24 protein-coding genes and 2 pseudogenes are annotated in these 22,724 nt (G+C 56.2%); 3 read left to right on the top strand and 23 right to left on the bottom strand.

Going from position 1 to position 22,724, the window contains the following annotated elements:
- Positions 1 to 19: 19 nt before the first annotated feature.
- Together ACQG1K_RS05770 and ACQG1K_RS05765 are read right to left on the bottom strand one after the other, a co-directional pair.
- Complete coding sequence (locus ACQG1K_RS05770) at positions 20 to 622, bottom strand: hypothetical protein (protein WP_022647329.1); 603 nt, start codon at positions 620 to 622, stop codon at positions 20 to 22.
- A gap of 153 nt (positions 623 to 775) precedes the next feature.
- Complete coding sequence (locus ACQG1K_RS05765) at positions 776 to 1,645, bottom strand: helix-turn-helix transcriptional regulator (RefSeq protein WP_023299507.1); 870 nt, start codon at positions 1,643 to 1,645, stop codon at positions 776 to 778.
- 107 nt (positions 1,646 to 1,752) lie between these two features.
- Here ACQG1K_RS05765 and ACQG1K_RS05760 point away from each other — a divergent pair, with 107 nt between their 5' ends.
- Together ACQG1K_RS05760 and ACQG1K_RS05755 are read left to right on the top strand one after the other, a co-directional pair.
- On the top strand, positions 1,753 to 3,189 hold the full coding sequence (locus tag ACQG1K_RS05760) for an MFS transporter (RefSeq protein ID WP_302215545.1): 1,437 nt from the start codon (positions 1,753 to 1,755) through the stop codon (positions 3,187 to 3,189).
- Positions 3,190 to 3,256: 67 nt separating this feature from the next.
- Positions 3,257 to 4,501: a mechanosensitive ion channel family protein gene (locus tag ACQG1K_RS05755; RefSeq protein ID WP_023299505.1), complete on the top strand. Its 1,245-nt coding sequence runs from the start codon at positions 3,257 to 3,259 to the stop codon at positions 4,499 to 4,501.
- On the opposite strand, the gene ACQG1K_RS05750 is transcribed toward ACQG1K_RS05755, so the two are convergent.
- The 10 genes and pseudogenes from ACQG1K_RS05750 to ACQG1K_RS05705 form a co-directional block, all read right to left on the bottom strand.
- On the bottom strand, positions 4,502 to 5,473 hold the full coding sequence (locus ACQG1K_RS05750; protein WP_023305626.1) for a LacI family DNA-binding transcriptional regulator: 972 nt from the start codon (positions 5,471 to 5,473) through the stop codon (positions 4,502 to 4,504).
- A 75-nt stretch (positions 5,474 to 5,548) separates the two neighbouring features.
- The gene (locus tag ACQG1K_RS05745; RefSeq protein WP_367075341.1) at positions 5,549 to 6,691 is read right to left on the bottom strand and encodes a Gfo/Idh/MocA family protein; all 1,143 of its coding nucleotides are present in this window, start codon (positions 6,689 to 6,691) and stop codon (positions 5,549 to 5,551) included.
- Positions 6,684 to 7,709 (bottom strand): sugar phosphate isomerase/epimerase family protein, encoded by a 1,026-nt coding sequence (locus ACQG1K_RS05740; RefSeq protein WP_022647323.1) that lies wholly within the window; start codon positions 7,707 to 7,709, stop codon positions 6,684 to 6,686. The genes ACQG1K_RS05745 and ACQG1K_RS05740 overlap by 8 nt, the downstream gene beginning before the upstream one ends.
- Positions 7,710 to 7,724: 15 nt before the next feature.
- On the bottom strand, positions 7,725 to 8,960 hold the full coding sequence (locus tag ACQG1K_RS05735; RefSeq protein ID WP_367075339.1) for an MFS transporter: 1,236 nt from the start codon (positions 8,958 to 8,960) through the stop codon (positions 7,725 to 7,727).
- 316 nt (positions 8,961 to 9,276) lie between these two features.
- A complete protein-coding gene (gene pheP, locus ACQG1K_RS05730; protein WP_023305623.1) occupies positions 9,277 to 10,662 on the bottom strand; it encodes a phenylalanine transporter in 1,386 nt (461 codons plus the stop codon).
- 102 nt (positions 10,663 to 10,764) lie between these two features.
- Complete coding sequence (locus tag ACQG1K_RS05725) at positions 10,765 to 12,738, bottom strand: PhoX family protein (RefSeq protein ID WP_367075337.1); 1,974 nt, start codon at positions 12,736 to 12,738, stop codon at positions 10,765 to 10,767.
- Positions 12,739 to 12,865: 127 nt separating this feature from the next.
- A pseudogene (locus ACQG1K_RS05720) lies at positions 12,866 to 15,077 on the bottom strand (TonB-dependent receptor).
- A 199-nt stretch (positions 15,078 to 15,276) separates the two neighbouring features.
- On the bottom strand, positions 15,277 to 15,552 hold the full coding sequence (gene yahO / locus ACQG1K_RS05715; protein WP_022647318.1) for a DUF1471 family periplasmic protein YahO: 276 nt from the start codon (positions 15,550 to 15,552) through the stop codon (positions 15,277 to 15,279).
- A 149-nt stretch (positions 15,553 to 15,701) separates the two neighbouring features.
- Positions 15,702 to 16,421, bottom strand: coding sequence for a lipopolysaccharide core heptose(II) kinase RfaY (locus ACQG1K_RS05710; RefSeq protein ID WP_367075335.1), 720 nt, complete (start codon positions 16,419 to 16,421; stop codon positions 15,702 to 15,704).
- Between the two features lie 10 nt (positions 16,422 to 16,431).
- Positions 16,432 to 16,860 carry a glycine zipper 2TM domain-containing protein gene (locus ACQG1K_RS05705; RefSeq protein ID WP_022647316.1) on the bottom strand — a complete coding sequence of 143 codons (429 nt, stop codon included), beginning with the start codon at positions 16,858 to 16,860 and terminating at the stop codon, positions 16,432 to 16,434.
- 308 nt (positions 16,861 to 17,168) lie between these two features.
- Here ACQG1K_RS05705 and ACQG1K_RS05700 point away from each other — a divergent pair, with 308 nt between their 5' ends.
- Positions 17,169 to 17,459, top strand: coding sequence for a hypothetical protein (locus ACQG1K_RS05700; RefSeq protein WP_022647314.1), 291 nt, complete (start codon positions 17,169 to 17,171; stop codon positions 17,457 to 17,459).
- 377 nt (positions 17,460 to 17,836) lie between these two features.
- Here the strand turns inward: ACQG1K_RS05700 and ACQG1K_RS05695 are convergent.
- The 11 genes and pseudogenes from ACQG1K_RS05695 to ACQG1K_RS05645 all read right to left on the bottom strand — a co-directional run.
- A pseudogene (locus ACQG1K_RS05695) lies at positions 17,837 to 17,938 on the bottom strand (DUF4942 domain-containing protein); the annotation flags it as partial.
- A 99-nt stretch (positions 17,939 to 18,037) separates the two neighbouring features.
- The gene (locus ACQG1K_RS05690) at positions 18,038 to 18,367 is read right to left on the bottom strand and encodes a DUF5983 family protein (protein WP_050597275.1); all 330 of its coding nucleotides are present in this window, start codon (positions 18,365 to 18,367) and stop codon (positions 18,038 to 18,040) included.
- On the bottom strand, positions 18,364 to 18,732 hold the full coding sequence (locus ACQG1K_RS05685) for a TA system toxin CbtA family protein (RefSeq protein ID WP_032729493.1): 369 nt from the start codon (positions 18,730 to 18,732) through the stop codon (positions 18,364 to 18,366). Before ACQG1K_RS05685 ends, ACQG1K_RS05690 begins: the two co-directional genes overlap by 4 nt.
- 40 nt (positions 18,733 to 18,772) lie before the next feature.
- Entirely contained in the window at positions 18,773 to 19,129 is a 357-nt protein-coding gene (locus tag ACQG1K_RS05680) for a type IV toxin-antitoxin system YeeU family antitoxin (RefSeq protein WP_032729492.1), read from the bottom strand.
- A 28-nt stretch (positions 19,130 to 19,157) separates the two neighbouring features.
- Positions 19,158 to 19,637, bottom strand: coding sequence for a RadC family protein (radC, locus tag ACQG1K_RS05675; protein WP_032730964.1), 480 nt, complete (start codon positions 19,635 to 19,637; stop codon positions 19,158 to 19,160).
- Between the two features lie 27 nt (positions 19,638 to 19,664).
- On the bottom strand, positions 19,665 to 20,123 hold the full coding sequence (locus tag ACQG1K_RS05670; RefSeq protein WP_050597274.1) for an antirestriction protein: 459 nt from the start codon (positions 20,121 to 20,123) through the stop codon (positions 19,665 to 19,667).
- A gap of 196 nt (positions 20,124 to 20,319) precedes the next feature.
- Entirely contained in the window at positions 20,320 to 20,676 is a 357-nt protein-coding gene (locus tag ACQG1K_RS05665) for a hypothetical protein (RefSeq protein ID WP_032729491.1), read from the bottom strand.
- 82 nt (positions 20,677 to 20,758) lie between these two features.
- The gene (locus ACQG1K_RS05660; protein WP_032729490.1) at positions 20,759 to 21,070 is read right to left on the bottom strand and encodes a hypothetical protein; all 312 of its coding nucleotides are present in this window, start codon (positions 21,068 to 21,070) and stop codon (positions 20,759 to 20,761) included.
- Between the two features lie 12 nt (positions 21,071 to 21,082).
- A complete protein-coding gene (locus ACQG1K_RS05655; protein WP_226881291.1) occupies positions 21,083 to 21,370 on the bottom strand; it encodes a hypothetical protein in 288 nt (95 codons plus the stop codon).
- Positions 21,371 to 21,404: 34 nt separating this feature from the next.
- Positions 21,405 to 21,908, bottom strand: coding sequence for a hypothetical protein (locus tag ACQG1K_RS05650; RefSeq protein WP_226881293.1), 504 nt, complete (start codon positions 21,906 to 21,908; stop codon positions 21,405 to 21,407).
- On the bottom strand, positions 21,905 to 22,633 hold the full coding sequence (locus tag ACQG1K_RS05645; RefSeq protein WP_032729489.1) for a helix-turn-helix transcriptional regulator: 729 nt from the start codon (positions 22,631 to 22,633) through the stop codon (positions 21,905 to 21,907). The genes ACQG1K_RS05650 and ACQG1K_RS05645 overlap by 4 nt, the downstream gene beginning before the upstream one ends.
- Positions 22,634 to 22,724 lie beyond the last annotated feature (91 nt).

The raw sequence follows: 22,724 nt of genomic DNA, 5'->3' as shown, positions 1-22,724 counted from the left end.
GGCCGCTGCATGCGGCCCGTTACGCTTTACTGATGACAAGCCTGCGATGCGGATGGACCTCACGATCGTTTCCCCAGGCAAAAGCAATCCAGCGCTCTTCCAGCTCAGCGTAGGAATTTACGGGCGTTAACGTCCACTCTTCTCCCACCGTACCGTCCGCCACACTAATGCGATAGTTCATGGTAAACGCCCAGTCGATCATGCGCAGCCAGAACCGTTGCCCGTCTCCCGTTTGTTCGCTGTCAGAGACAACGATGTCGTATTCGCTTAGCACCCACTGAAAAAAGAGTTGTGGCAACCCGCTTATCACGCGTTGATGAACGGCACGCGGAGTACGCCACACCATCACCTGCGTGGCGGCACCGTGGGGAAAGGTAATTTCTTTATGAAATTTAAGCTTTACGGCATACGCCGTATAAGGTTTGCCGTCATCGGTGGTCACGAGACGATATTCATCACCATAACGCGATTTCAGGAGCCGGTATCCCACAGGCAGCAGAAACCCCGGCAGATGAAATTCCGCCGTACCTCGTGCCAGGAACGCTTCGGTGTGTTCGACGTTTCGGGAGATAAGGCCGAGTTTTTGGCTGAAGTCTGCGGAATCAATCATCAGTGGCGACATTTGTTGTTTCTCATGGCGTGAGTATAGTCGACTTAATCCCTCATCGAAATGATGTCGATTCAGTCGGTTGGTTTAAGTTAAACGCCACCTTATACCTGTCTCATCCGCTTAGCAGAGCCAGCTCTTATTCCCTGAAAGCCCCTCGCAAAAAACTTATTTCCCCTGCGCCTCCAGCCACGCCATCGCCCTCTCCCCCGCCTCGTCCACCGGTAAATAGACCAGCAGCCGCGATCCGTTTCGCGGGGCGGAGTACCAGTACATCTGCTGGAGATGAAAATCCCCCAGCTCGGGATGGGTGAACAGCTTGAGCTGGTTCTCCACGCCGCGCACGTCGTTGCGCTGGTGCCACAGGGTTTTGAACTCCTCGGACACCGCAAAAAAACGCGCCAGCTTCGCTTCCCAGAGCGGGTCGCCACGGTGCTCAGCCATTGCCGCGCGGAAGTAGGAGACGAAAATCGGCAGCACGTCGTCACGTTTGCCGAGCCGCGCGCGCCACGCCGGATGGGTGAGGAACAGGTAAATACAGTTGCGATCTTCCGGCGGGATAGCGTTGAAATCGACGCCCATCAGGTATCCGAAGCTGTCGTTCCACGCCACGATATCGAAATTCGGTTTCTGAATACTGGCAGGCTTCGGCATCAGGGTATCCAGCAGGCGACGCGTGCCTTCGCTGATCCCCTCACAGCACACCGCCTGCGGGGCTTCGCCCGGCGGCAAACCGGCAAGCACAAAAAGATGCCGGGCTTCGGTCGGGGTGCATTGCAGCGCTTTTGCAATGGCGGCCATCACCGCGCTGGACGGATTGACGTCCCGGCCCTGTTCCAGCCAGGTGTACCAGGTCACACCGACATCCGCGAGCATCGCTACCTCCTCCCGGCGCAGGCCCGGCGTGCGGCGACGGCCGCTGCGCGGTAAGCCGAGCCGCTGCGGATCGAGGCTTTCGCGCCGGGCACGCAAAAACGCGCCCAGCTGCTTGCGGGTGTCATCCTGGAGAGAGGTGACAGGTTCAGACATCAGCGCCATAACATCTCCTGCATGGTAGTACCAGTACCAGTATAAGTAAGAACTGGTACCCGTTTATCAGATGGTTGATGCTACGACTCTACGCTGTTTGACGCAATGGAGTCACCATGAATACGTCAGTTGTTTCACCGGGTCGTGCGGGCCTGATATTGCTATTAACCGGCCAGATGCTGCCGCTGATTGATACCTCGATCACCAACGTGGCGCTGGATTCCATCACCCATTCGTTACACGCCACCGCCACCGAACTGGAGCTGATCGTCGCCCTCTACGGCGTGGCCTTTGCCGTCTGCCTGGCCCCCGGCAGCAAGCTGGGCGATAACCTTGGCCGCCGTCGCTTGTTTATGTGGGGCGTGGCGAGTTTTGGCCTGGCCTCGCTGCTGTGCGGCATAGCGGGCAATATCGAACAGTTGCTTGCCGCGCGCATTATCCAGGGCGCGGGCGCCGCGCTGATCATGCCGCAAATTCTCGCGACGTTGCACGTGACGTTAAAAGGAACGGCACACGCCAAAGCGATCAGCCTGTTCGGGGGTATCGGCGGGATTGCGTTTATCGTCGGCCAGATGGGTGGCGGCTGGCTGGTGTCGGCGGACATCGCCGGGCTTGGCTGGCGTAACGCCTTCTTTATCAACGTGCCGATTTGTCTGGTGGTGCTGGCGTTGAGCCGTCGCTACGTACCGGAAACCCGCCGCGACACGCCGTCGCGCATTGACTGGACCGGGACTATCCTGCTGACGGCGATACTGTGCTGTCTGCTGTTCCCGATGGCGCTCGGCCCGCAATGGCACTGGTCGTGGCCGCTGAAGGCCGCGCTGCTGGCGATTGTGCCGCTGGTCTATTTGATGGTGTTAAACGCGCGTAAGAAAGAGCGAGAAGATGCCCACCCGCTCATCGCGCCGCGCCTGTTGCAGCTGCGCAGCATCCGTTTTGGCGTGCTGATCGGGATACTCTTTTTCAGCGTCTGGTCCGGGTTTATGTTCTGTATGGCGCTGACCATGCAAAGCGGTCTGGGGATGGCGCCGTGGCAGTCCGGGAACAGCTTTATCGCGCTCGGCGTCACCTATTTTATTTCCGCCTGGTTCGCCCCACGCCTGATTGCCCGCTACAGCACCAGCGCCATCCTGCTGACCGGGCTTGCGATTCAGCTTGTTGGCCTGGTGGCGCTGATCGCCACGTTCCGTCACTGGGGAATGCAGAATACCGCGCTGACGTTGGCCCCGGCCACCGGGCTGGTGGGTTACGGGCAGGCGCTGATTGTAAACAGCTTCTACCGTATCGGGATGCGCGATATTCAGCCTGACGACGCGGGGTCCGCGAGCGCGATTTTAAGCACGCTGCAACAGGCTGCGCTGGGGCTTGGCCCGGCCATTTTCGGCGCGATTTTGCTGCACGGGCTGCAAAATCATCACGGAGATTACACCCAGGCAGTCAACGTCTTCCTGATGGTGGAAACGGCCATGATGGGGGTGCTGGCAGTGGCCACGCTGCGTATGCGCCATCGTCTGTGTTTGCCGGTCGTCAAGGCCTGTCCGGCGACAAAATAAAACTGCCTGAATTTGCATAATAGATCCGCAGCCGCCATTATGGGGCTGCATCAATACAGGAGACGTTATGCAGGAATTAATTGCTCAGGTTGAAGAGTTAGGGATTGAAATTAATCACACCACCTCTTTAGTGATTATCTTTGGTATTATTTTTCTTACAGCCATTATCGTTCATTTTATTCTGCACAAAGTGGTGCTGCGCGCCTTCGAAAAACGCGCGCAGGCCAGCAGCCATTTATGGTTGCAGATCATTACGCAGAACAAGTTATTTCACCGTCTGGCGTTTACCCTCCAGGGGATAATCGTCAACGTTCAGGCGGTTCTGTGGCTGCAAAAAGGCAGCGAAGCGGCGGAAATGCTCACCACCTGCGCAAAATTGTGGGTGATGGTCTATGCCCTGCTCTCCTTCTTCTCGCTGCTGGATGTGATTTTTAATCTGTCGCAGAAAATGGCCACCGCATCACAGCTGCCGCTGAAGGGGATATTCCAGGGCATCAAGCTGGTGAGCGCCATTCTGGTGGGAATATTAATTATCTCCCTTCTGATCGGTCAGTCACCCGCCATTCTGATAAGCGGCCTGGGTGCGATGGCTGCCGTTCTGATGCTGGTCTTTAAAGACCCGATACTGGGCTTAGTGGCCGGTATTCAGCTCTCCGCCAACGACATGCTGAAGCTCGGGGACTGGCTGGAGATGCCGAAATACGGGGCCAACGGCACGGTGACCGACATCGGCCTGACCACCGTTAAAGTGCGCAACTTCGATAACACCATCACCACCATCCCGACCTGGGCGCTGGTGTCCGACGCGTTCATCAACTGGAGCGGCATGTCAGCCTCCGGTGGTCGCCGCATCAAGCGTAGCCTGAATATCGATACCACCAGCATTCATTTCCTCGATGAGCAGGAGCAGCAGAAACTGATTCAGGCGAAACTACTGAAGCCGTATCTGGCCGCGCGTCACGAGGAAATTAACCTGTGGAATCAGCAGAACGGCGAAGGGGAATCGGTATTAAACCTGCGCAAGATGACCAATATCGGCACCTTCCGTGCCTATCTGAATGAATATCTGCGTAACCACCCGCGTATTCGTAAAGATATGACGCTGATGGTGCGCCAGCTCGCGCCCGATGCCAACGGGCTGCCGATTGAAATATATGCCTTTACCAACACGGTGATTTGGGCAGAATACGAAGATATTCAGGCCGACATCTTCGATCATATTTTCGCGGTGGTGGATGAATTTGGCCTGCGTATTCACCAGTCGCCAACCGGAAACGATATTCGCTCGCTGGCTGGCTTCATCGCCAGATAATCAGGTGCTGGCGCGGGAAATAAAGCGCCAGTCCATCATGACCCTTTCCGTGGGCGCATCCGGGTTGTCGATCTTATTTAACAGCAGATTGACCGCCTTGCGCCCGATATCCCGCGACGGTTGTTCAATGGTGGTGAGAGAAATCATCTCCGCCAGCTCGGTGCCGTCAAAACCCACCACCGCGATATCTTCTGGCACCCGCAGCCCTGCCTGCTGAATGGCGCGCAGCGCCCCCGCCGCCAGCGTATCGGAAACGGCAAACACCGCATCCGGCGGGTTTGCCGTTAACAGATTTTGCATCGCCGCCATGCCCGCACTGGAGCTGAGCTCACTGGCGTACTCCACCGCCTGATAGTCCAGATCCCGCAGGTGTATGACGCTCTTATAGCCGCGTTCGCGCAAACGGGCATATTTGTAGCTGAGGTCGTGGTTGATGAGCGCAATGCGTTTGCGGCCCTCGTCGGCAAGCTGGCTGACAACGTGCTGGGAGGCATCAACATCGTTAATCCCCACGCAGGAGACCGCGCCCGCATCGGCGTATTCGGCGCACTGCACCCACGGCGCGTTGCCAATCAGCGCGGCCAGCTCCGGCAGCTTCGAGAACGCATCCATAGTGATAATGCCATCGACGATTTTGCCGGAGAGCAGGCTTAAGCCCGAGCGGGAGCGCTCAATATCCGAGCCGGAGTTGCACAGCAGAATGCGGTAGCCGTTTTTCTCCGCCTCGGCTTCGATGCCCTTCACCACTTCGGCACAGAACGGGTTGGCGATGTTCGAGACCATCACCAGGATCATATAGCTGCGGGCGGTGCGCAGCTGACGCGCCAGCAGATTGGGCTGGTAGTTACTCTCCTGGATCGCCTGCAAAACGCGCTCGCGGTTTTTTGCCTTCACGGTATCGCTGTTATTCAGTACGCGAGAGACCGTTGCCACGGATACCCCGGCCAGTTGAGCGATTTTCTGAATTGACATAGCGACGATACATCCTGCGGTTAGCGTTTTGTGCAGGCTACCATAAATTGGTTGCCCGGCGAACCGGGCAATGCGTCAGTATTCCACACGCACCCAGCGCTGCTGCTGATGGCTTTTCACAATCGCATCAAGGATATACATCACACTGGCGCCATCGTGGAAGGTGGCAAACTGCGGCTTATCCGGCATCGCTCCCGCCTGCACGGCACGGTAAAACTGCGCCATCATATTTTTAAAAGCATCCGGCCAGCCTTCAATGTGTCCGCCGGGGAAATGGGCGCTGTCGGCCACATCACGGTTCATCAAACCCGGATCGTCGCTGAGCGTCTGGTTTGCCCGGGCGCGATGGCCGATCCACAGCTGCTGCGGGGTTTCCTGATCCCACGCCACTGATTGCTCGCTGCCGTTAATTTCAAAGGTCAGGCGGTTTTTTCGCCCCGCGCTCACCTGCGAGACGCTAAAGCTGCCCTTGCTCCCGTCGTCAAAACGCAACAGCATCGAGCCGAAGTCTTCGGTGGTGACCAGTTTATCTTCATAGTGAGCATGTTCGTCGTGCGTAAACGTCTGATTGCCTGCCACATTAGCCTTGCGCGTCGGCCAGACGATGGATAAATCAGCCATCACCCCAGTAATGCGCCTGCCGGTGACATACTGCACCGTATCGCACCAGTGGGAGCCGATATCCGCCACCGCCCGCGATGCGCAGCCGAGCGCGGCATCCACCCGCCAGTTGTAGTCGGTTTCCAGCAGCATCCAGTCCTGTAAATAGCTGCCGTGCGAGGCAAACAGCCGCCCGAGGGTGCCCGCGCGCATCATGCTCGCCGCCTGGCGCACCATCGCAAACTGACGATAGACAAAGCTCACGCCATGCACCACGCCCGCCTGCTCTGCCAGCGCCACCAGCTCGCGCGCCTCATCCGGCGTCATGCACAGCGGCTTTTCGGAAAACACGTGCTTGCCCGCGCGCAGGATCTGGCGGTTAATCTCCGCGTGCAGGTGGTTCGGCGTGCAGTTGTGCACCGCATGCAGATTGGAGTGCGCGAGCAGTTCTTCCACGCTGGCGTAAGCATGCGGCACATTTAGCTGGCGCGCCTTTTCCTGCGCCTTAACGAGCGAACCGTCGCAGAGCGCGACCACCTGCACAAACCCGAGACGCCTGAGCGCCTCGATGTGTGCCGGGCCAATAAACCCGCTGCCGATAATCCCGACGTTAATCATGGCTGCCCCCTGCGGCGAAATCATCAAACGCCCGTCCGGAAACGGGAATAATGTGGCGGCGGATAAATTCGCTGCCTTCACTCGCGCCAGTATCGCCATCCTTCAGGCAGCACTCCCACTCCAGCACCGCCCAGCCGTCGTAGTCGTACTGGGTCAGCTTGCTGAAGATGCCCTTAAAGTCGATCTGCCCGTCACCCAGCGAGCGAAAACGTCCGGCGCGGTTGATCCACGGCTGGTAGCCGCCGTAGACGCCGCTGCGCCCGCTGGGGCGGAACTCCGCGTCCTTGACATGGAACGCTTTAATGCGCGCATGGTAGAGATCAATAAAGGTCAGGTAATCCATTTGCTGAAGCAGCATGTGGCTCGGGTCGTAGAGAATGTTGCAGCGCGGATGGTTATCCACCAGCGCCAGAAAACGCTCGAAGGTTACGCCGTCGTGCAGATCTTCCCCCGGATGCAGCTCAAAGCAGACGTCCACGCCCTGCTCGTCGAAGGTATCCAGTATTGGCCGCCAGCGGGTTGCCAGCGCCTCGAACGCCTCCTGAAAACGCTGCTCGTTGTGCGGCGGCCACGGATAGAAAAACGGCCAGGCCAGCGAGCCGGAGAAGGTGGCGTGCGCTTTCAGGCCTAATCGGGCCGAGGCGACCGCCGCCTGCTTCAGTTTTTCCGTCGCCCACGCCTGACGCGCCGCATCGTTACCGCGCACGGATGCGGGTGCGAAGTGGTCAAACGCCTCGCTGTAAACCGGGTTCACCGCCACAAGCTGCCCTTCCAGATGGGTCGACAGCTCGCTGATGACCAGCCCGTGCGCGGCCAGCTTAGCGGTGATGTCGTCGCAGTAGGCCTGACTCTCTGCGGCTTTCTCCACATCAAAGATATGCGGATGGTTGCAGGGGATCTGCACCGCTTTGTAACCCTTCGACGCCGCCCATTCTGCCAGCCCGTCGAGCGTGTTGAAGGGCGCTTCCCCGCCAATAAACTGCGACAGAAAAATACCCGGTCCTTTCATTGTCCTCATACCACCTCCAGAACATTACGCCTTGTCATCGTCATACTTAAACGTGAGAAGGAAAATCAGCGAGATCGCCGCGGCAGCCACCGCCGGGATCCACCAGAATGTAACCCACGCCTGTGGCACGGTCTGCCCTGCCACCAGGCGGTTGTAAAGCGCCCCTGAAATCTGCGAGCCGAGCAGCATGCCGATGCCATAGGTGAACATCACGATCATGCTCTGCGCCTGGCCTTTGACCTTTTCTCCCGCCACGCGGTCGGTGTAGATAAAGCCGACGACAAAGAAGAAATCGTAGCAGACGCCGTGCAGCAGAATGCCCAGATACAGCAGAATGCGCCCCTCCTCGCTGACGCCCAGCGCGAACATGGCATAACGTACGAACCACGCCAGCATGCCGATCAGCAGCATATATTTCACGCCCAGGCGGCGGAACAGCAGCGGAATAACCAGCATGAAGACGATCTCAGACATCTGCCCGAAGGACATGGCGGTGCTGACGTCGGCAATGCCGGCATCCGCCAGATACGAGGCGGTGTAGGCGTAATAGGTGCCGAGCGGGACGGAGATCAGCATTGCGCAGACGGAGAAGACGAAGAAGTGGCGGGTTTTAAGCAGCGCGAAGGCGTCCGCGCAGAAGAGATCGCGCACCTTCACAGGCAGGCCTTTCGCCGGTGCTGGCGTGTGCGGCAGCGTCAGGCTATAGAGCGCCAGCAGCACGGAGCTGACCGCCGCCACCTGGAAGATGGTCACGCTGGACGCCACGCCGGTGACGCCGATAAAAATGCCCGCCACGATCCAGCCGATGGTGCCAAACACACGCACCACCGGGAAAGTTTTATCCACGTTTGCCAGGCTGTGGAACGCGATGTTGTTGGTGAGCGCCAGCGTTGGCATGTAGCAGAGCGTGTAGCCAAACAGCAGGCCAATCAGCAGCGCGCCGTTCTCAGCAATCAGCGCCCCCGGCACGAACCAGAGGATCGCCGCGCCCGCGAGGTGCATCACCGCCATCACCTTCTGTGAAGCGAAGAAGCGGTCCACCAGCATCCCGAGCACGAACGGCGAAAGAATGGAGGCGATGGGCCCGGCTGAGAACGCGTCGCCAATCAGCAGTGACATGTTGTGCCGGGTCATCACCAGGCCAAGCGTGACCGACCAGCTACCCCAGATAAAAAATTGCAGAAACATCATCAGCGACAGACGCGGCACCAGCAGCCGGTGCTGCGTTATCGCCTTTTCACTACTCTCAGTTGACACCATGATAAGCCTCACCCGGAAAAAGTAATCGATTACAAATTAGTCCAAATGAAAAGTAATCGATTACAAAACAAAGATCCTGTGGATCGAAACAGAATTGGGAGAGGGGTCACGATAATGGTGAAGCGGAGGTGCCGGGTGGCGGCTTCGCCTTACCCGGCCTACTAAATAACGTCCCCGAACATGTAGGCCCGGTAAGCGCAGCGCCACCGGGCGTGAAGGCGGGCAGTGTGGTGCGGTCTGGTGCCCTCACCCCGGCCCTCTCCCACAGGGAGAGGGTGCAAACACTAAAAACGGCAACCTGATTGCCGTTTTGCTTTTACCTTCGAGAGAGTTTAAAGGCAACAAACAGGAACACCACCCACACCGGCAGCAGCATCGCTGACAGGCGCATCTCATCCATGGTGCACATCAGCACCAGAATCAGGCCGAGGAAGGCGATACAGATGTAGTTCCCCGCCGGATAGAGCAGCGCCTTGAACTGCGTCTCGCGCCCCTTGCGGCGCATCGCGGCGCGAAAGCGCAGGTGCGCCAGGCAGATCATGATCCAGTTCAGCAGCAGCGTGGCGACAACCAGCGCCATCAGCAGGCCAAACGCCTCTTTCGGCAGCAGATAGTTGATCAGCACCACCAGCGAGGTGATAGCGCCGGAAAGGAACAGCGAATTGATCGGCACGCCGCGACGGCTGACGCGGGTAAGGAACTTCGGCGCGTTGCCCTGTACGGAGAGGCCAAACAGCATGCGGCTGTTGGAGTAAACCCCGCTGTTGTACACCGACAAAGACGCCACCAGAATGACGAAGTTCAGCGCGGAAGCCACCACGTTGCTGTTCAGGTCATGGAAGATCATCACGAACGGGCTGCTGTCAGATTTTACTTCCACCCATGGATAGAGCGCCAGCAGCACCACCAGCGAGCCGATATAGAACAGCAGGATACGGTACACTACCTGGTTGACCGCTTTCGGAATGCTTTTGTGCGGATCGCGCGCTTCGGCAGCGGTGATGCCAATCAGCTCCAGACCGCCAAAGGAGAACATAATGACCGCCAGCGAGAGGATCAGCCCTTTCCAGCCAGTCGCCAGGAAGCCGCCGTGCTGCCACAGGTTGTCGATCGATGCACGCTCGCCGCCGTGGCCGGAGAACAGCAGCCACAGGCCAAAGCCGATCATGCCGATAATCGCCAGCACCTTGATCAGCGCAAACCAGAACTCGGTCTCGCCATACAGGCGCACGTTCACAAGGTTAACGGCGTTGATGATGATGAAGAAGGCCGCCGCCCAGATCCACGTTGGCACATCCGGCAGCCAGTACTGCATATAGATGCCTGCGGCGGTCAGCTCCGCCATCCCGACCAGCACGAACATCACCCAGTAGTTCCAGCCGGAGAGGAAGCCTGCGAACGGACCCCAGTATTTATAGGCAAAATGCGCGAAGGAGCCGGACACCGGCTCTTCAACAACCATCTCGCCGAGCTGGCGCATGATCAGGAAGGCGATAATCCCTGCGAGAGCGTAACCCAGCAGAACCGCCGGGCCAGCCATTTGAATGGCGGGGCCGATGCCGAGAAACAGCCCGGTACCGATCGCGCCGCCAAGGGCAATTAACTGAATATGTCGATTTTGCAAACCACGTTGCAGCGTCGGACTCTGATCCGACGAAGCTTCAGCGCTACCATGGCCTGAAGCGGATGACGCGTCTTTCACGCCCTACCCCTGTCTCTTTTTTAGAAGGGGCACGTTTTAACACTTCATGCTGGTGGTAGCAAGCTTAACGCCGGGCCAGCGCATGCGCCCGGCGGATAAACGTCACGACCCGATGATCCCGCCGTCTGCTTTGACGATCACCACCGTTGACGATCGCGGACGCCCGTTCGGGCTCGCGTCTGGCCAGCTGGAAACAGCGCGAGGGTTGGCCGGGTCGGTAATATCATCCCCGCCCTCCCCCGGATGCTGAATGTTGATAAACAGCGTCCGGTTGTCTGGCGTAAATGCAATGCCGGTGATTTCGCACCCGCGCGGCCCGGTCAGGAATCGGCGATACTCGTTGGTGCCTGGAATGGTAGCCACCATCTGGTTATTGCCCATCCCCTCGTACGCTTTCTTATTGATGGTGCTGGAGGAGACATCGGTCTGGATCCACAGGACGCCCTGGTGGTCAAACGACAGGCCGTCCGGGCTGCCAAATTCCGCGCCCTGCATCGAGCCTTTGGCCTTCGGATCGTCGCCGTCGGTGCGCCCGGCCATGACCAGAATATCCCACTTAAAGCGTGAGGCGGCAGGATCGGCCCCCTCTTCGAGCCAGTGCATAATATGCCCGTACACGTTGTTGGCGCGCGGGTTAGCAGCATCGACCGGTGCCTTGCCCTCTTTCCCGCGATCGCTGTTGTTGGTGAGCGTACAGTAGACGCTGCCGCTGGCGTGCGGATCGACGGCAATCCACTCGGGACGATCCATTTTCGTTGCCCCCACCGCGTCGGCCGCCAGGCGGGTTTTGATCAGCAGATCGCCCTGGCTTTCAAACCCGTTGCTTTTATCCAGGCCATTTTGCCCGAAGATCAGCGGCAGCCAGTCGCCGCTTCCGTCCTGGTTGAACCTGGCGACGTACAGCGTGCCGGACGTCAGCAGCTGCATATTGGCTTCCCGGTTCGCGGGATCGTATTTTTTATCCGAGACAAATTTATAGATGTACTCAAACTTTTGGTCGTCACCCATATAAACCACCACGCGATTATCGGCGGCGAGCGTGACGGCGGCCCCCTCATGCTTGAAGCGGCCCAGCGCGGTGTGCTTGCGCGGCGTGGAGGTCGGGTTGTAGGGATCGATCTCCACCACCCAGCCGAAACGGTTGGGTTCGTTAGGGGTTTTATCGACGCTGAACCGCTCATCCACCTCGTTCCAGCGGTATGATTCATCGCTGTCGCTAATGCCGTAGCGTTTTTCCAGCGGGTTGAGATCGGCTTTTTTCACAAATATGTCCGACCAGTTCTCCTCGCAGGTGAGATAGGTCCCCCACGGCGTGTGGCCGTTGGCGCAGTTCTGCATGGTGCCCAGAACGCGTTCCCCCTGCGGATCGGCGGCGGTTTTCATTAAGTCCTGATGCCGCGCCGGGCCGGTAAGCTGCATCGGCGTATTGACGGTAATACGGCGGGCGAACGAAGACGGACGCACCACCTCCCAGCCGCTGCCCGTTTTTTTCACTTCCACCACCGACACGCCCATCGCGTTCTGCCCCTTGCGGGCTTTGTCGAGGCTCCAGTTCGCCGTACCGTCCGTAAACAGCATTCCGTTATCGATGTATTCATGGTTCATCGCCAGCAGGCCATGCTCCGGGCTTTGCGCCCCCTGCGGCAGGCTAAACCACGCCATGCCGTCGTGGTGCATGCCCGCCTGCACGGCCTGCTCGTCTGTGGTATTGCTGGCGTCCGGTTTAAACGCCGGCATGTTGTTTTTGATGCCTGTCGGATCGCCCCAGCGATAGAACGGGCGGGCAATATAACCTTCCGGCACCCTGACCGTATCTTCCGTGGAGACGTCGATGCTGGTAAAGCCCAGGGAAACCGCTTTTGCCAGCGCGGACGGTTTTGAGACCGCGGCAATCGCATTCTCGGGTGTGATCAGATACGGGAATGATACGGCGGCCCCCGCTACGGCCCCCATCTGGAGAAAACGGCGGCGGGAGAGGAACACCTCTGCCACCTCGGAGAATACCGGGTTAGCGCTGCGGTTACTGATATCGTCGCGATGTTCTTTTTTAAATACGGATTTGAGGGGTCTGCCCATAGCGGCTTCCTGTCATTGGCCAAGAGGTAAGGATGTGGCGACCAGTGTAAGAAGCTTTTATTACAATTTTATAACACAACAACGAAGGGATTGGGGCGTCCCTGCCCCGGATAACGAGGTGGAACGCTTAGAACTCGTAGCCAACCGAGACCTTAAAGGTACGCGGCTCGCCCTGAGTGATGTAAGTACCGGAATCATCCACGCTTGACCAGTAGTTCTCGTTGGTCACGTTGTCGATGCCTGCTCGCACGGTCATCTGGTTTTCATTGTGGTTCACCGCGAAGCGATAGCGCATACCCAGATCCAGCGTGGTGTAGCTGTCCAGCTTTTTGGTGTTCGCAAGATCGGCATACTGCGTGCCGGAGTGGTTAACGCGCGCGGTCGCCGTCAGGCCCTCAATCGGCTTGATATCGTATTCTGCGCCCAGCACGGCGTAGAAGTTCGGAATACCGATCGCGTCGTTCCCCTGGTTCACGCCGTTTTTAGTTTTGGTCAGCTCGGCCTGAAGCCAGGTGGCGCTGGCGTTCAGACGCATCCCAAGCATTGGCTCGCCGAAAACGTTCAGCTCCACGCCACGGTTACGCTGTTCAGCGTCCAGGCCGTAGTGTACGCTGTTCAGCGTCCAGGCCGTAGTGGCCGCTGTCGTCGAGGATGGCCGACGGCATTTTGATCTCAAACAGTGCCAGGGAGCCGCCCACGCGGCCAAAGTCCGCCTTTACACCCACTTCGTTCTGCTTAGAGTGCACGATACCGGTGCTCTGGCCGTAGTTGTTTGCTGAGCGAGGCGCAGTTTCACCGGGCTGTAACGCCTCGGTGTGGTTGGCGTAGAGGGAAATTTCCTCCCACGGCTTATAGACCACGCCGTAGGTTGGCATCCAGCGGCTACCGTCAAAACCGTCCGCGTCGTTTTCCGCACCGGTAATTTTGTTGTACCCGCGAATCACCACTTTCTGATGGCGTGCGCCTGCGGTAAACAGCAGTTTGTCGTCCAGCACGCCCAGGGTATCGCTCAACAGCCAGCCCTGCGTGCGGGTGCGCCCACTGGTCAGCGGATCGCTGTATTTGCCGCCTGAGCCGCTGAAGTTGCTGCTGTCCGGCATAGCAACGCCAGTGTTGTGGTAGATGTTGGTGGTCGGGTTATCCGCCGCGGCAGACATTTTCCACGCGATTTTTTCGTTTTTGGTCATCGCCGAATACCCGACATTCACCTTGTGCGAGACGAAGCCGGTCATGAAGTTACCGCGAATGCCCGCCATGCCGCTGACGGAATCGCTGATGCGGTTGGTATCAAGGCGGCTGACCGTCGCATTACCGCTTTTATCCATCAGCTTCGGGGCGCTGTAGATCCCCTCTTCGTGCGCGTGCTGTGCGCCGAGGCCGGTATAGGCCGTCCAGCTATCGGTGATGTCGTACTCGCTGCGCCACATGCCGAATTCGTTTTCGATATCGCTGTAGGCCCACTTCTGCGAGAAGTTGCGATCGTTCTTCGGTGGTTCAGGCACGAAGTCCACCGCCGAGATGTTGACGCTGGTCGGGCTGCCGTGGAAGGTTTTTTTCTGATAGCCCAGGTCCAGCGAGGTGCGGAAACGGTCACCTTTGTAATCCAGACCGGTGGAGAGCAGCGTGGTGCGGCGGCGGTCGTTCGGCACGCCGGTTTCGCCTTCACGATGCACAAGGTTCACCCGCGCGCCGAACTGGTCGTTATCGCCAAAGCGACGCCCCGCATCCAGCGTGGTGCCAATCTGGGAATCCGAGGTGTAGTCGACGCCCACTTTCGCCTGCGGGATGTCGCCCGCGTGTTTTGGCTCAAGGTTGATCATCCCGCCCACGCCCGAGCTGGCCGCGCCGTTCATCAGGGAGTTGGCCCCTTTGAAGATCTCGATGCGGTCAACCATCTGGGCATCCACCACCTGACGCGGCAGTACGCCGGACAATCCGCCAAAGGTCATATCGTCGCCGTCAAACTTCAGGCCGCGGATACGGAAGGTTTCCGCGCTGTTGCCGTACCCCTGAACGAACTGCACGCCCGCGTCGTTAGCGACCACGTCAGCAATGGTTTTCGCCTGCTGATCTTCCACCAGCTTCGAGGTGTAGCTAATGATGTTGAACGGCACGTCCATGGCGTTCTGCTGCCCGAGCATCCCCATACGTCCGCCGTTAGCCACCTGGCCGTCGAGGAAGGCCGGAAGCAGCTGGTCACCGCCGGGTTTGAAATCACTCCCCGCCGTGGACTGGACCACGATGGTGTCCTCTTTTTTCTCTTCCGCCGCAAAGGCGGAGTGTGTAACCGCGCCGATGGCAATCGCCAGCAGCGTTTTGTGCATTGTGGTGTTGTTCATAATGAGCTCTTAACGTGCGCGCAAAAATGGCCCGTTGTCGGGCCTTAGTATTTATCAAATGAAATGCAAATGAGAACTATACGCATTATATATACGTAATCAAGCGTCAACGAGGAGCACTGCGCGAGAAGAGGCTAAAAACGATGTGGGGGAGAAGTATGGCGCACAACCACCCCAGAAAGGGGTGGTTGCTAAAGCGTTATTTTTTCTTGTAAATATCGGCGGTGCCGTGAATTTTGTTGTTTGTATTACCGGAAGTCAGCACCAGCACATCAGCACCTTCTTTATCGGCCTTTTCGACCAGCTCTTTTTTCGCATCGTCGACAGAGACTTCGTTAGCCGTGCTCACGGTACCGATTTTTTCGTACTGAGACTCAACTTTTTCGAATTCGTTTTTTGTCATCATTTCAGCCGCAAAGGCGTTGGTGGTAAACAGAAACGCGGTGCCCAACAAAATAGCAGTCGTTTTTTTCATAAACTTTTTCCTTAAGATTAATGAGCAACTACGAAAAGCCCCCACGCGAAACGGTGAGGTGTAATGAGCATGGTAGAGGATTGGCGAAAATGCCATATACCAGGGAAAATTCTTTTATAACAGGCTGTTGTCCTGCATGAATAAAGGGTTTAAGCGGTATTTGAACGCGCCAGATACTTCCTCTGGACGATTTTATGGTGTCGTCTGATTTTTTTTGCGATCAGGCGTTTTTCCCAACGCCGGTGGGATTCAATGGGAATACCAATGCGCAGGCTGGCCGTCACGTTGTCTTCAACAATCCTTTTCGCGTTACAACGCTTCCCGGACAGATCGATGATCCTTATTCCTTTTTCACTCAGGATGAAGTTCCCGCCGTGCGCATCCCCGGAAATGATTTTCAGATTGTGCATTTTCTGCATACTGTGTCGGATTTCACGCTTTATGTCCGGCGTGATCGCGGGAAGAACGCGTAACTCCGGACCGGGGACATACTCAAACAACATGAGCGAGATTTTTGCGAATCTGAAAATCCGGCGTTCAGCCAGGAGATAAAAATCATTCGGGAAGGTATGACCTTGCCTGCCGGCATAGTCGATCCGCTCAATCAAATTTTCGTTGGGGTTGGGCGTAAAAAACGATTTGAAAAATTTTTCTATCCTTTTTTTCCTGGGGGAGTAAATCTTTAATACAAACTGTCCGTAGGGGGTATTCAGTAAAGAGACGTGGGTATGCGGAAGGCTTTTAAATACCATCTGAACGCTGAGTCGTTTTACATTACAGGAAAATATATCGTCCAGTATTTCCAGGTATCGTGTATCGTTATTTTTATAACAGACGTGAAAACCACGGTATTTCATTTTTGTAATCATAATAATGTGCTTAGTATGATTTTTCCACGGTGGTATTAGAACCCGTTGTGATGATACGAACTTTGTCGCCAGGGTTAAATGTCAAACCATTATTGTGCTGCACCACCTGAATAGTCTGCCCGGATTGAGTCTTGATAAGTAACTTCACTTCCTGTGCTGCCAATTCGTTAGACTGCCGGTTATGAGAAGCCGCCGCCCCGGCTGTTGCACCGGCTACCGTCATGGCGGTTTTCCCTTTGCCGTTACCGAACTGGTGACCCACTACGCCACCAATCGTGCCCGCGGTTAAGGTACGCAGCGGGTGATACCCTTCTCGGGTATGCGTAATAATTTGGCTCTGCAGAACCGTGCCATCCTCCACCAGCGATCGGATGCCAGCGTAACTCGCCGGACTGGTGATAGCCAGAAAGCTCAACGCGATGAGTAAATATTTTTTCATTTTAAGCCTTTCTTATACATTGAAGGTGACACTATTCTGCCCGGCGAAAAATCATCTCCTTTAGCTAAATATGCTTTACCAGGCAAATAATTTATTTTTACACAAAACGACCATAAATTTAAAAATAAACAATTTAAAACTGGAAAGGTATATTGACTTCAATTATCAATAACGTGTTTTCCAGATACATTGTCAGAGTATTTGATTCAGACGAAGCAATATCCATTGCACAATTCTCAATAAGTACCAATCATCGTTATTAATATAATGGTCCCTGTCCATACAGGGAAAACATCAGGAGTTATATTATGAAAAAAGTCATTCTCGCTCTGGCTTTCACTGCGGCATCATTTTCTGCATTTGCAAATCATCCGGTAGCCCGTGCGACTGCCGTCGCCTCCGCCGATCATCCTGTTGCCGTTGCGGCGGCCACCGGTGAAGGTAACCATCCTGTCGCCCGCACCACGGCGGTGGTATCTGCCGATCACCCTGTCGCCGTCGCAGCCGCAACAGACGGTAGTTATCATCCCGTCGCCCGTGCAACCGTGGTCGCTAACGCTGATCATCCGGTCGCCGCCGCGGCCGTTACAGGGCACTAATGGCGCTCTCCCCCGGCAAGTAAGCTGGGGGAAAAGTCAATGTGTCGTATGGCCCTGGAAGGCCAGTTATTAAAGGTAATGAAAACACGATTCAGGCTGGTCAGGAACGGCTGAGTGCCGGAGGGTTAATGGCCCCTGTAGGATTCGAATACAGACCACATTTCCATTGTTATTACACCATTTTTCTCTATTCGAAAAACACCGGGGCCCCCGATTAGGCCCCCAAACGCATTTCGCTGAAAACATCAGTGATTTCGAGCCCGTTGATTGTAACGATGAACTACAACGCAGCCAACATCCCCGGATTTTACTTGGCAAAGATGCCACTCATCTTTCCTATAAGTCTCAAGTGATTGGATGTCAGAGGTGCAGTTCTCAATCTGCGCCAGCGAGGCGTTGCGCCCGGTGACGATACGTTCAATGCTGGTCGAGCAAATCACCTCTGTGTGGTCGGTTAATACTTCTGGTTCAGTCTGCATATTTCCTACCCCATAATGAAAACACCCGCCGGTTTAAGGGCGGGTGTTATGTTGTGGTACCTGTCATTGTGCTCGGGTCAGAGGGCATGCCGGGGACGTTCACCAGTCAAAGGTCTCAATCCCCGGCAGAATATCGCCTGCAGCGTCGAGGTTAAGGAGAGCGATGGGGTGATGGTTCATCAGCGTGACAACCAACCGGCGGCAGGCTTTTGACACCCCTAACCGTTTAAGATGAAGTACCGGATGTCGCCAGGCATGGAGCCTAATCAAATACCCCGTTCCGGTAAAATGGAGCCACTCACCATGGCCATACTCCTCCTGCTGATGTGAAGCGTGATACAGCAGAGAGTTATCTCCGTCGGTGATGTGGGCGGTACTGCACTGGATACCCGTGAGCAGTGCGCCGGTGGGGAGTGTGTCACTGCTCATGGTTGCTTGCTTCCCTGAATGGCACGTGTGACCTCCCGGTAGCCGGCTCGCGTCATCAGGCCACAGGCCCGGCGGGCGCGCAGGATGTCGATGACGGTCACAAGGGGCGATTGCGCCTGTCCGGTGAAGCCCCGGCGGTCAATGCGCACCAGCTCAAACTTTTCCACCATGGCATTCAGCACATCCGCGAGGGACATACCGTTATCGATGTGTGCCTGTATCACGGCATCGTCGCTGAACGCGGTATCGTTGAGCGTCAGGCCGTAGTGCTGCGCCAGCAGGTAGGTGAGCAAGGATTGCCAGACAGTTATGGGAGACGGGCATGTTTGGGCCGCCCTTGACGGTGGTGCGGGTACTGTTCGCATAAGGCGTATCTCTTTGTTGGATAATAAGAACGGTGTGAGACTAAAAATGCGGGGCGTTATACCTGGGCGTTTCAGATGTCGGATAAATCGAAATGTAGACGTAGCCGTATGAGCCGAGGCTGTCTGCTTCGCAGGTCAGGCCATGGCAATACAGTGTGACACAGTGCTGATGACGCGGATTGAGCTCACCGGAAAGCAGCATCAATTCCAAATGCTTGATGAACTGCGGAAAAGCATTCTCCAAATCATGGCGCTGTGCGTCGCTGAAAATTCCGCTGATGTCTGCCCGGTCGGCCAGAAAATGCAGTCGTTCCCTCTCCTGTACCAGACGGGCGCCAAACTGCGGCGTGACGTTGCGTTTCAGCCCCCAGGCGGGAACATTATGGGGTGATGGCATGTAGTGCCTCCTGATTGCGTCGGATAAATCATAAGAGCCCGTGTTCGGCGAATGAGTACACGGTCATGCCGCCGACAATGCAGTGGTCCAGCACCCGGACGTCAATCAGCGCCAGTGCGTCCTGTATCCGCTGGGTAATGAGTCGATCGGCCTCGCTGGGGGCGGCATGCCCGGAGGGATGGCAGTGCGCCACGATGACCGCGGCAGCGTTATGCTTCAGTGCGCCCTTCACGATTTCACGCGGATGCACCTGCGTGCTGGCGATGCTGCCGCTAAACAGGGACTCATGCGCCAGCAAGCGATGCTGGTTGTCGAGATAGAGCACCATAAAGACTTCTCGCTCCAGCCGGGCCATTTGCAGGCGCAGCCAGTCGCGCACCATGAACGGGGCGGTGAAGGCTTCACCCGGTTTGCGTAAATGCTGCTCCAGCAATGCCAGCGCTCGTTGAATGGTGCGTTGAGAGGGTAAGGGCAGACCGGCGGTTGCCGGGGATAAGGTGATATTCATCATGATGGGGTGCCGTTGTCTGAAGGGTTAGTCGATGATGCGCATAATGGGGTTGCTTTCGGGATGGCTGAGGGCGTAATCCCGCAGGCGATAGTAGTGTTCGGTCATGGCGTCGCATTCGGTGCGGCAGGCGTGGTGGCTGTAAGTGATGAGGCAAGCGATGATGCCGGCAGCCTCATGTCCCACCGTTGCGCTATTGCCATTGAGGGCGTTAAAGAGCACGTACTCGCCTTCAGTGGACGGGATAATAAAAGCCCCCCCGTTACTGAGGGTGTAAAATTCCCAATAATCTCCGTGGTAGTCCTTACACAGGAGGTTGAGCCAGGAAAATATCGGTGACTCGAGGTGAAGCCATTGCGGAATGTCACCAAAGTGCTGTAGCCAAAATGACAGGCGATCTTCGTCATTAACGAGACTCGCTGTCAGTGTTGAGTGGTTGCTTATCGGACGTGTTGATGGTGTGTTGTTGGCAATATTCTCTTTCACAGGAATTATCCTTACGTTGGTGAAGTTGACCCACCTGATAGAACGGTGGGCGAATGACATGAAGCCGTTATTTATTATTCAACGGTATAAAAGCAAACAGGCCCTGCACCCGAAGGGGCAGAGCCTGCTGATGTGCCATGTTGCTGGTGGGATAAACCAAGCCGTAAATACCGCGACACAGCAACGGTTTTTCGGGTTATTGCCAGTTAAAGGTAAAGTCGCCTTTGCTGGTTTGTACCGTCAGCTCAAGCGGGCGACACTTATTGAAGCCATTGTTACTGGGGGTGGTAAAAGAGAGAGTCTGGCCGTATCCCAGACGCTTGTTTACATTTTTCCCCCGACCCGCCATGGAAATCAGGCAGTTGCCGCGATTTAGCGTAATTGACTGAATGGTAATGTCGTTCTCCAGACTGGTCAGCGTCAGCTGCCAGACGGGATAATTGGGGTTATTGATGAGGTAAGTGGCCTGAGACTTTACAGACAACGGGGTTGTGCCGGCGAGCGCAGAAAAGCTGCCGATGAGCAGTACGGCGGTCAGTACATGTTTAAACATGAGGGGGCTTTCCTTTCTGAAAGATATTTAAGGTATTTGCCATTCTTGTATGGTATGAAGGTGGGTTTCTTCGCGGAAGGCACTACATCAGCTGTTTGCCAACCATCATCAGGCCGGCCAGCCAGCCGATACACTGAGGGCCCGCCAGCCAGAACAGTCGGGCTTTTAAAAGGCCGCCCATTCCACCGGTGGTATAGACGCTGTCCGGCATCAGCCACTGGCGCAGGAAGGCGCCGATGGTCATACCGGCTCCGGGGCCGAGCGTCATCCAGAACAGATACCCCATTCCCTGCCCGAAACTGCGAATTTCGCCCGTATTCCCGAATACGTTAAACAGGACAACCACAAGCGCGATACCGAAGGCAATTGCGAAATATTTAATAATTAGCGCCATTCTGTTCAATCCTTATTTTCTGCACTGCTGAGCGGCGCTCAGCATGTTGTCCATAAAACGCGGGGGTACATAGCCGACCTGCTGATTCATTTTCTCCAGTTCCCCGTGGGTATATTTCGTTTTCAGCTCATCCCAGATACAGCCGCAGACCGCAGTGGTTCCGCCACCGGACTTGCAGCCCCGGATAAACTCTCGTTCGTTCTTGTCACCACAACCGCTCACGGCCAGAGTAGACAATAGCGTGAAGACAAAAAATACGCCCCGGGGAGCCATCGCTAGATTTAATTTCTTTTTTATCATCGTGTTAGGTTCCGTATGTTAAGGCAGCCTCTGTTCAGAGTCTGTCAGACTCCACCACACCTTCTTCCGCAAGTGCATGGCTGATGTTGTTCACCACCGTATCCGGGGCGAGCCGGATTTCCGCCAGATGCTTACCCGCCTCAGGTGTTCCCTGGTAAACGTCCAGGGACGCAAACGGTTTGCCTTCATCGTTTGTCCCGGCAGATACCTGGTATGAGGTGTCGCCGTTCCGGACAGTGAATTCCTGCAGACTGATAACCTGATTGCTCTGGTATGCGTACGTGGCGGCGTGTGTCGGTACGGTAATGTCCATTTCCTTATGCTCTGCGCCGGTCTTCCCGAATGAGTACGATACCGACGGGGTGATGATGCAAATCTCGACCTCTTTTTTGTGGTTAGCGGTCTGCGCATAAAAGACGGGCTTTCCGCAGCGTTGGTGGTGTGCCTGTATAAGTGCGTCGGGCGTACCGGCCTTTGCTGCCGACAGCGTTGCCAGCATCATTCCGGTGCTCAGCAGCAGGGCTGTACCGTGTTTCATGTTTTAACTCCTCTTGGAATGGTGTGAGGTTCGGGAGGTAGTTCCCGGAAGGTATGAATGACGTTGCTGATAAAGTGAAAATGCGGAAGGGCGTTGATGAAGTCCTCCATGGCGATAAGTGCGTTAGTCTCGTTGCGATGTCTGAAATGCTGCTCTGAAAGCGAGACGGAGATAATCTCGTCAAGCGAGAAGACGTGAATGGCTCCCTGCCGGCTGGCCACCAGATACCAGTTTGCCTGTGAGAAAATCAGCCGGTAGGGCTCAAGGTGGTCGTGACGAATACCCTTAACCAGGAGGCTGATCATCCGGTGGTGGTAAATCCCTTCAGCAAGCCGCTGAAAGCAGTCCGGGAGGATCCCCGCTGGCTGCTGTACATGACCTATCAGACACGGCGATGTGCCGTTTTCATCCATCAGCAGCTGTATTAACTGACGGCTCTGTGAGGGAATGAGGCGGGCTATTCCGGTGTTGCGGGCAAACGCCAGTGCACCAGGAGTATGATCGCGCATTGGGCTAGTTCGTAACCGCCAGCAGCCGTTATTGCCAGTGAGATCCAGATGCAGCAAACGCTGAGAGAAATCCCGGCGCAGGGTGCGTTCAGATACGCCAAATTCACCGGACAGCGCTTTCAGTGAAAGGGATTCACCGGCAAGAAGCCGGCTGATAATCACCGACAGCCTGAGTGCCAGTCTGTCGTGTCGATGCGCAGGATCCGTGGCACGCATATGCCCTCCGTGAATGAAAAATACTTAGATAACTCATGCGGTTATTATGCAGGACGGGGTGGACAGGGTATGACCAGCGATGAGAGGGATC

Source organism: Enterobacter cloacae complex sp. 402C9 (assembly GCF_050030745.1).
GTDB lineage: Bacteria > Pseudomonadota > Gammaproteobacteria > Enterobacterales > Enterobacteriaceae > Enterobacter > Enterobacter intestinihominis.
The sequence above is the reverse complement of the archived record's forward strand: the minus strand, read 5'-3'. Positions and strand labels throughout refer to the sequence as shown.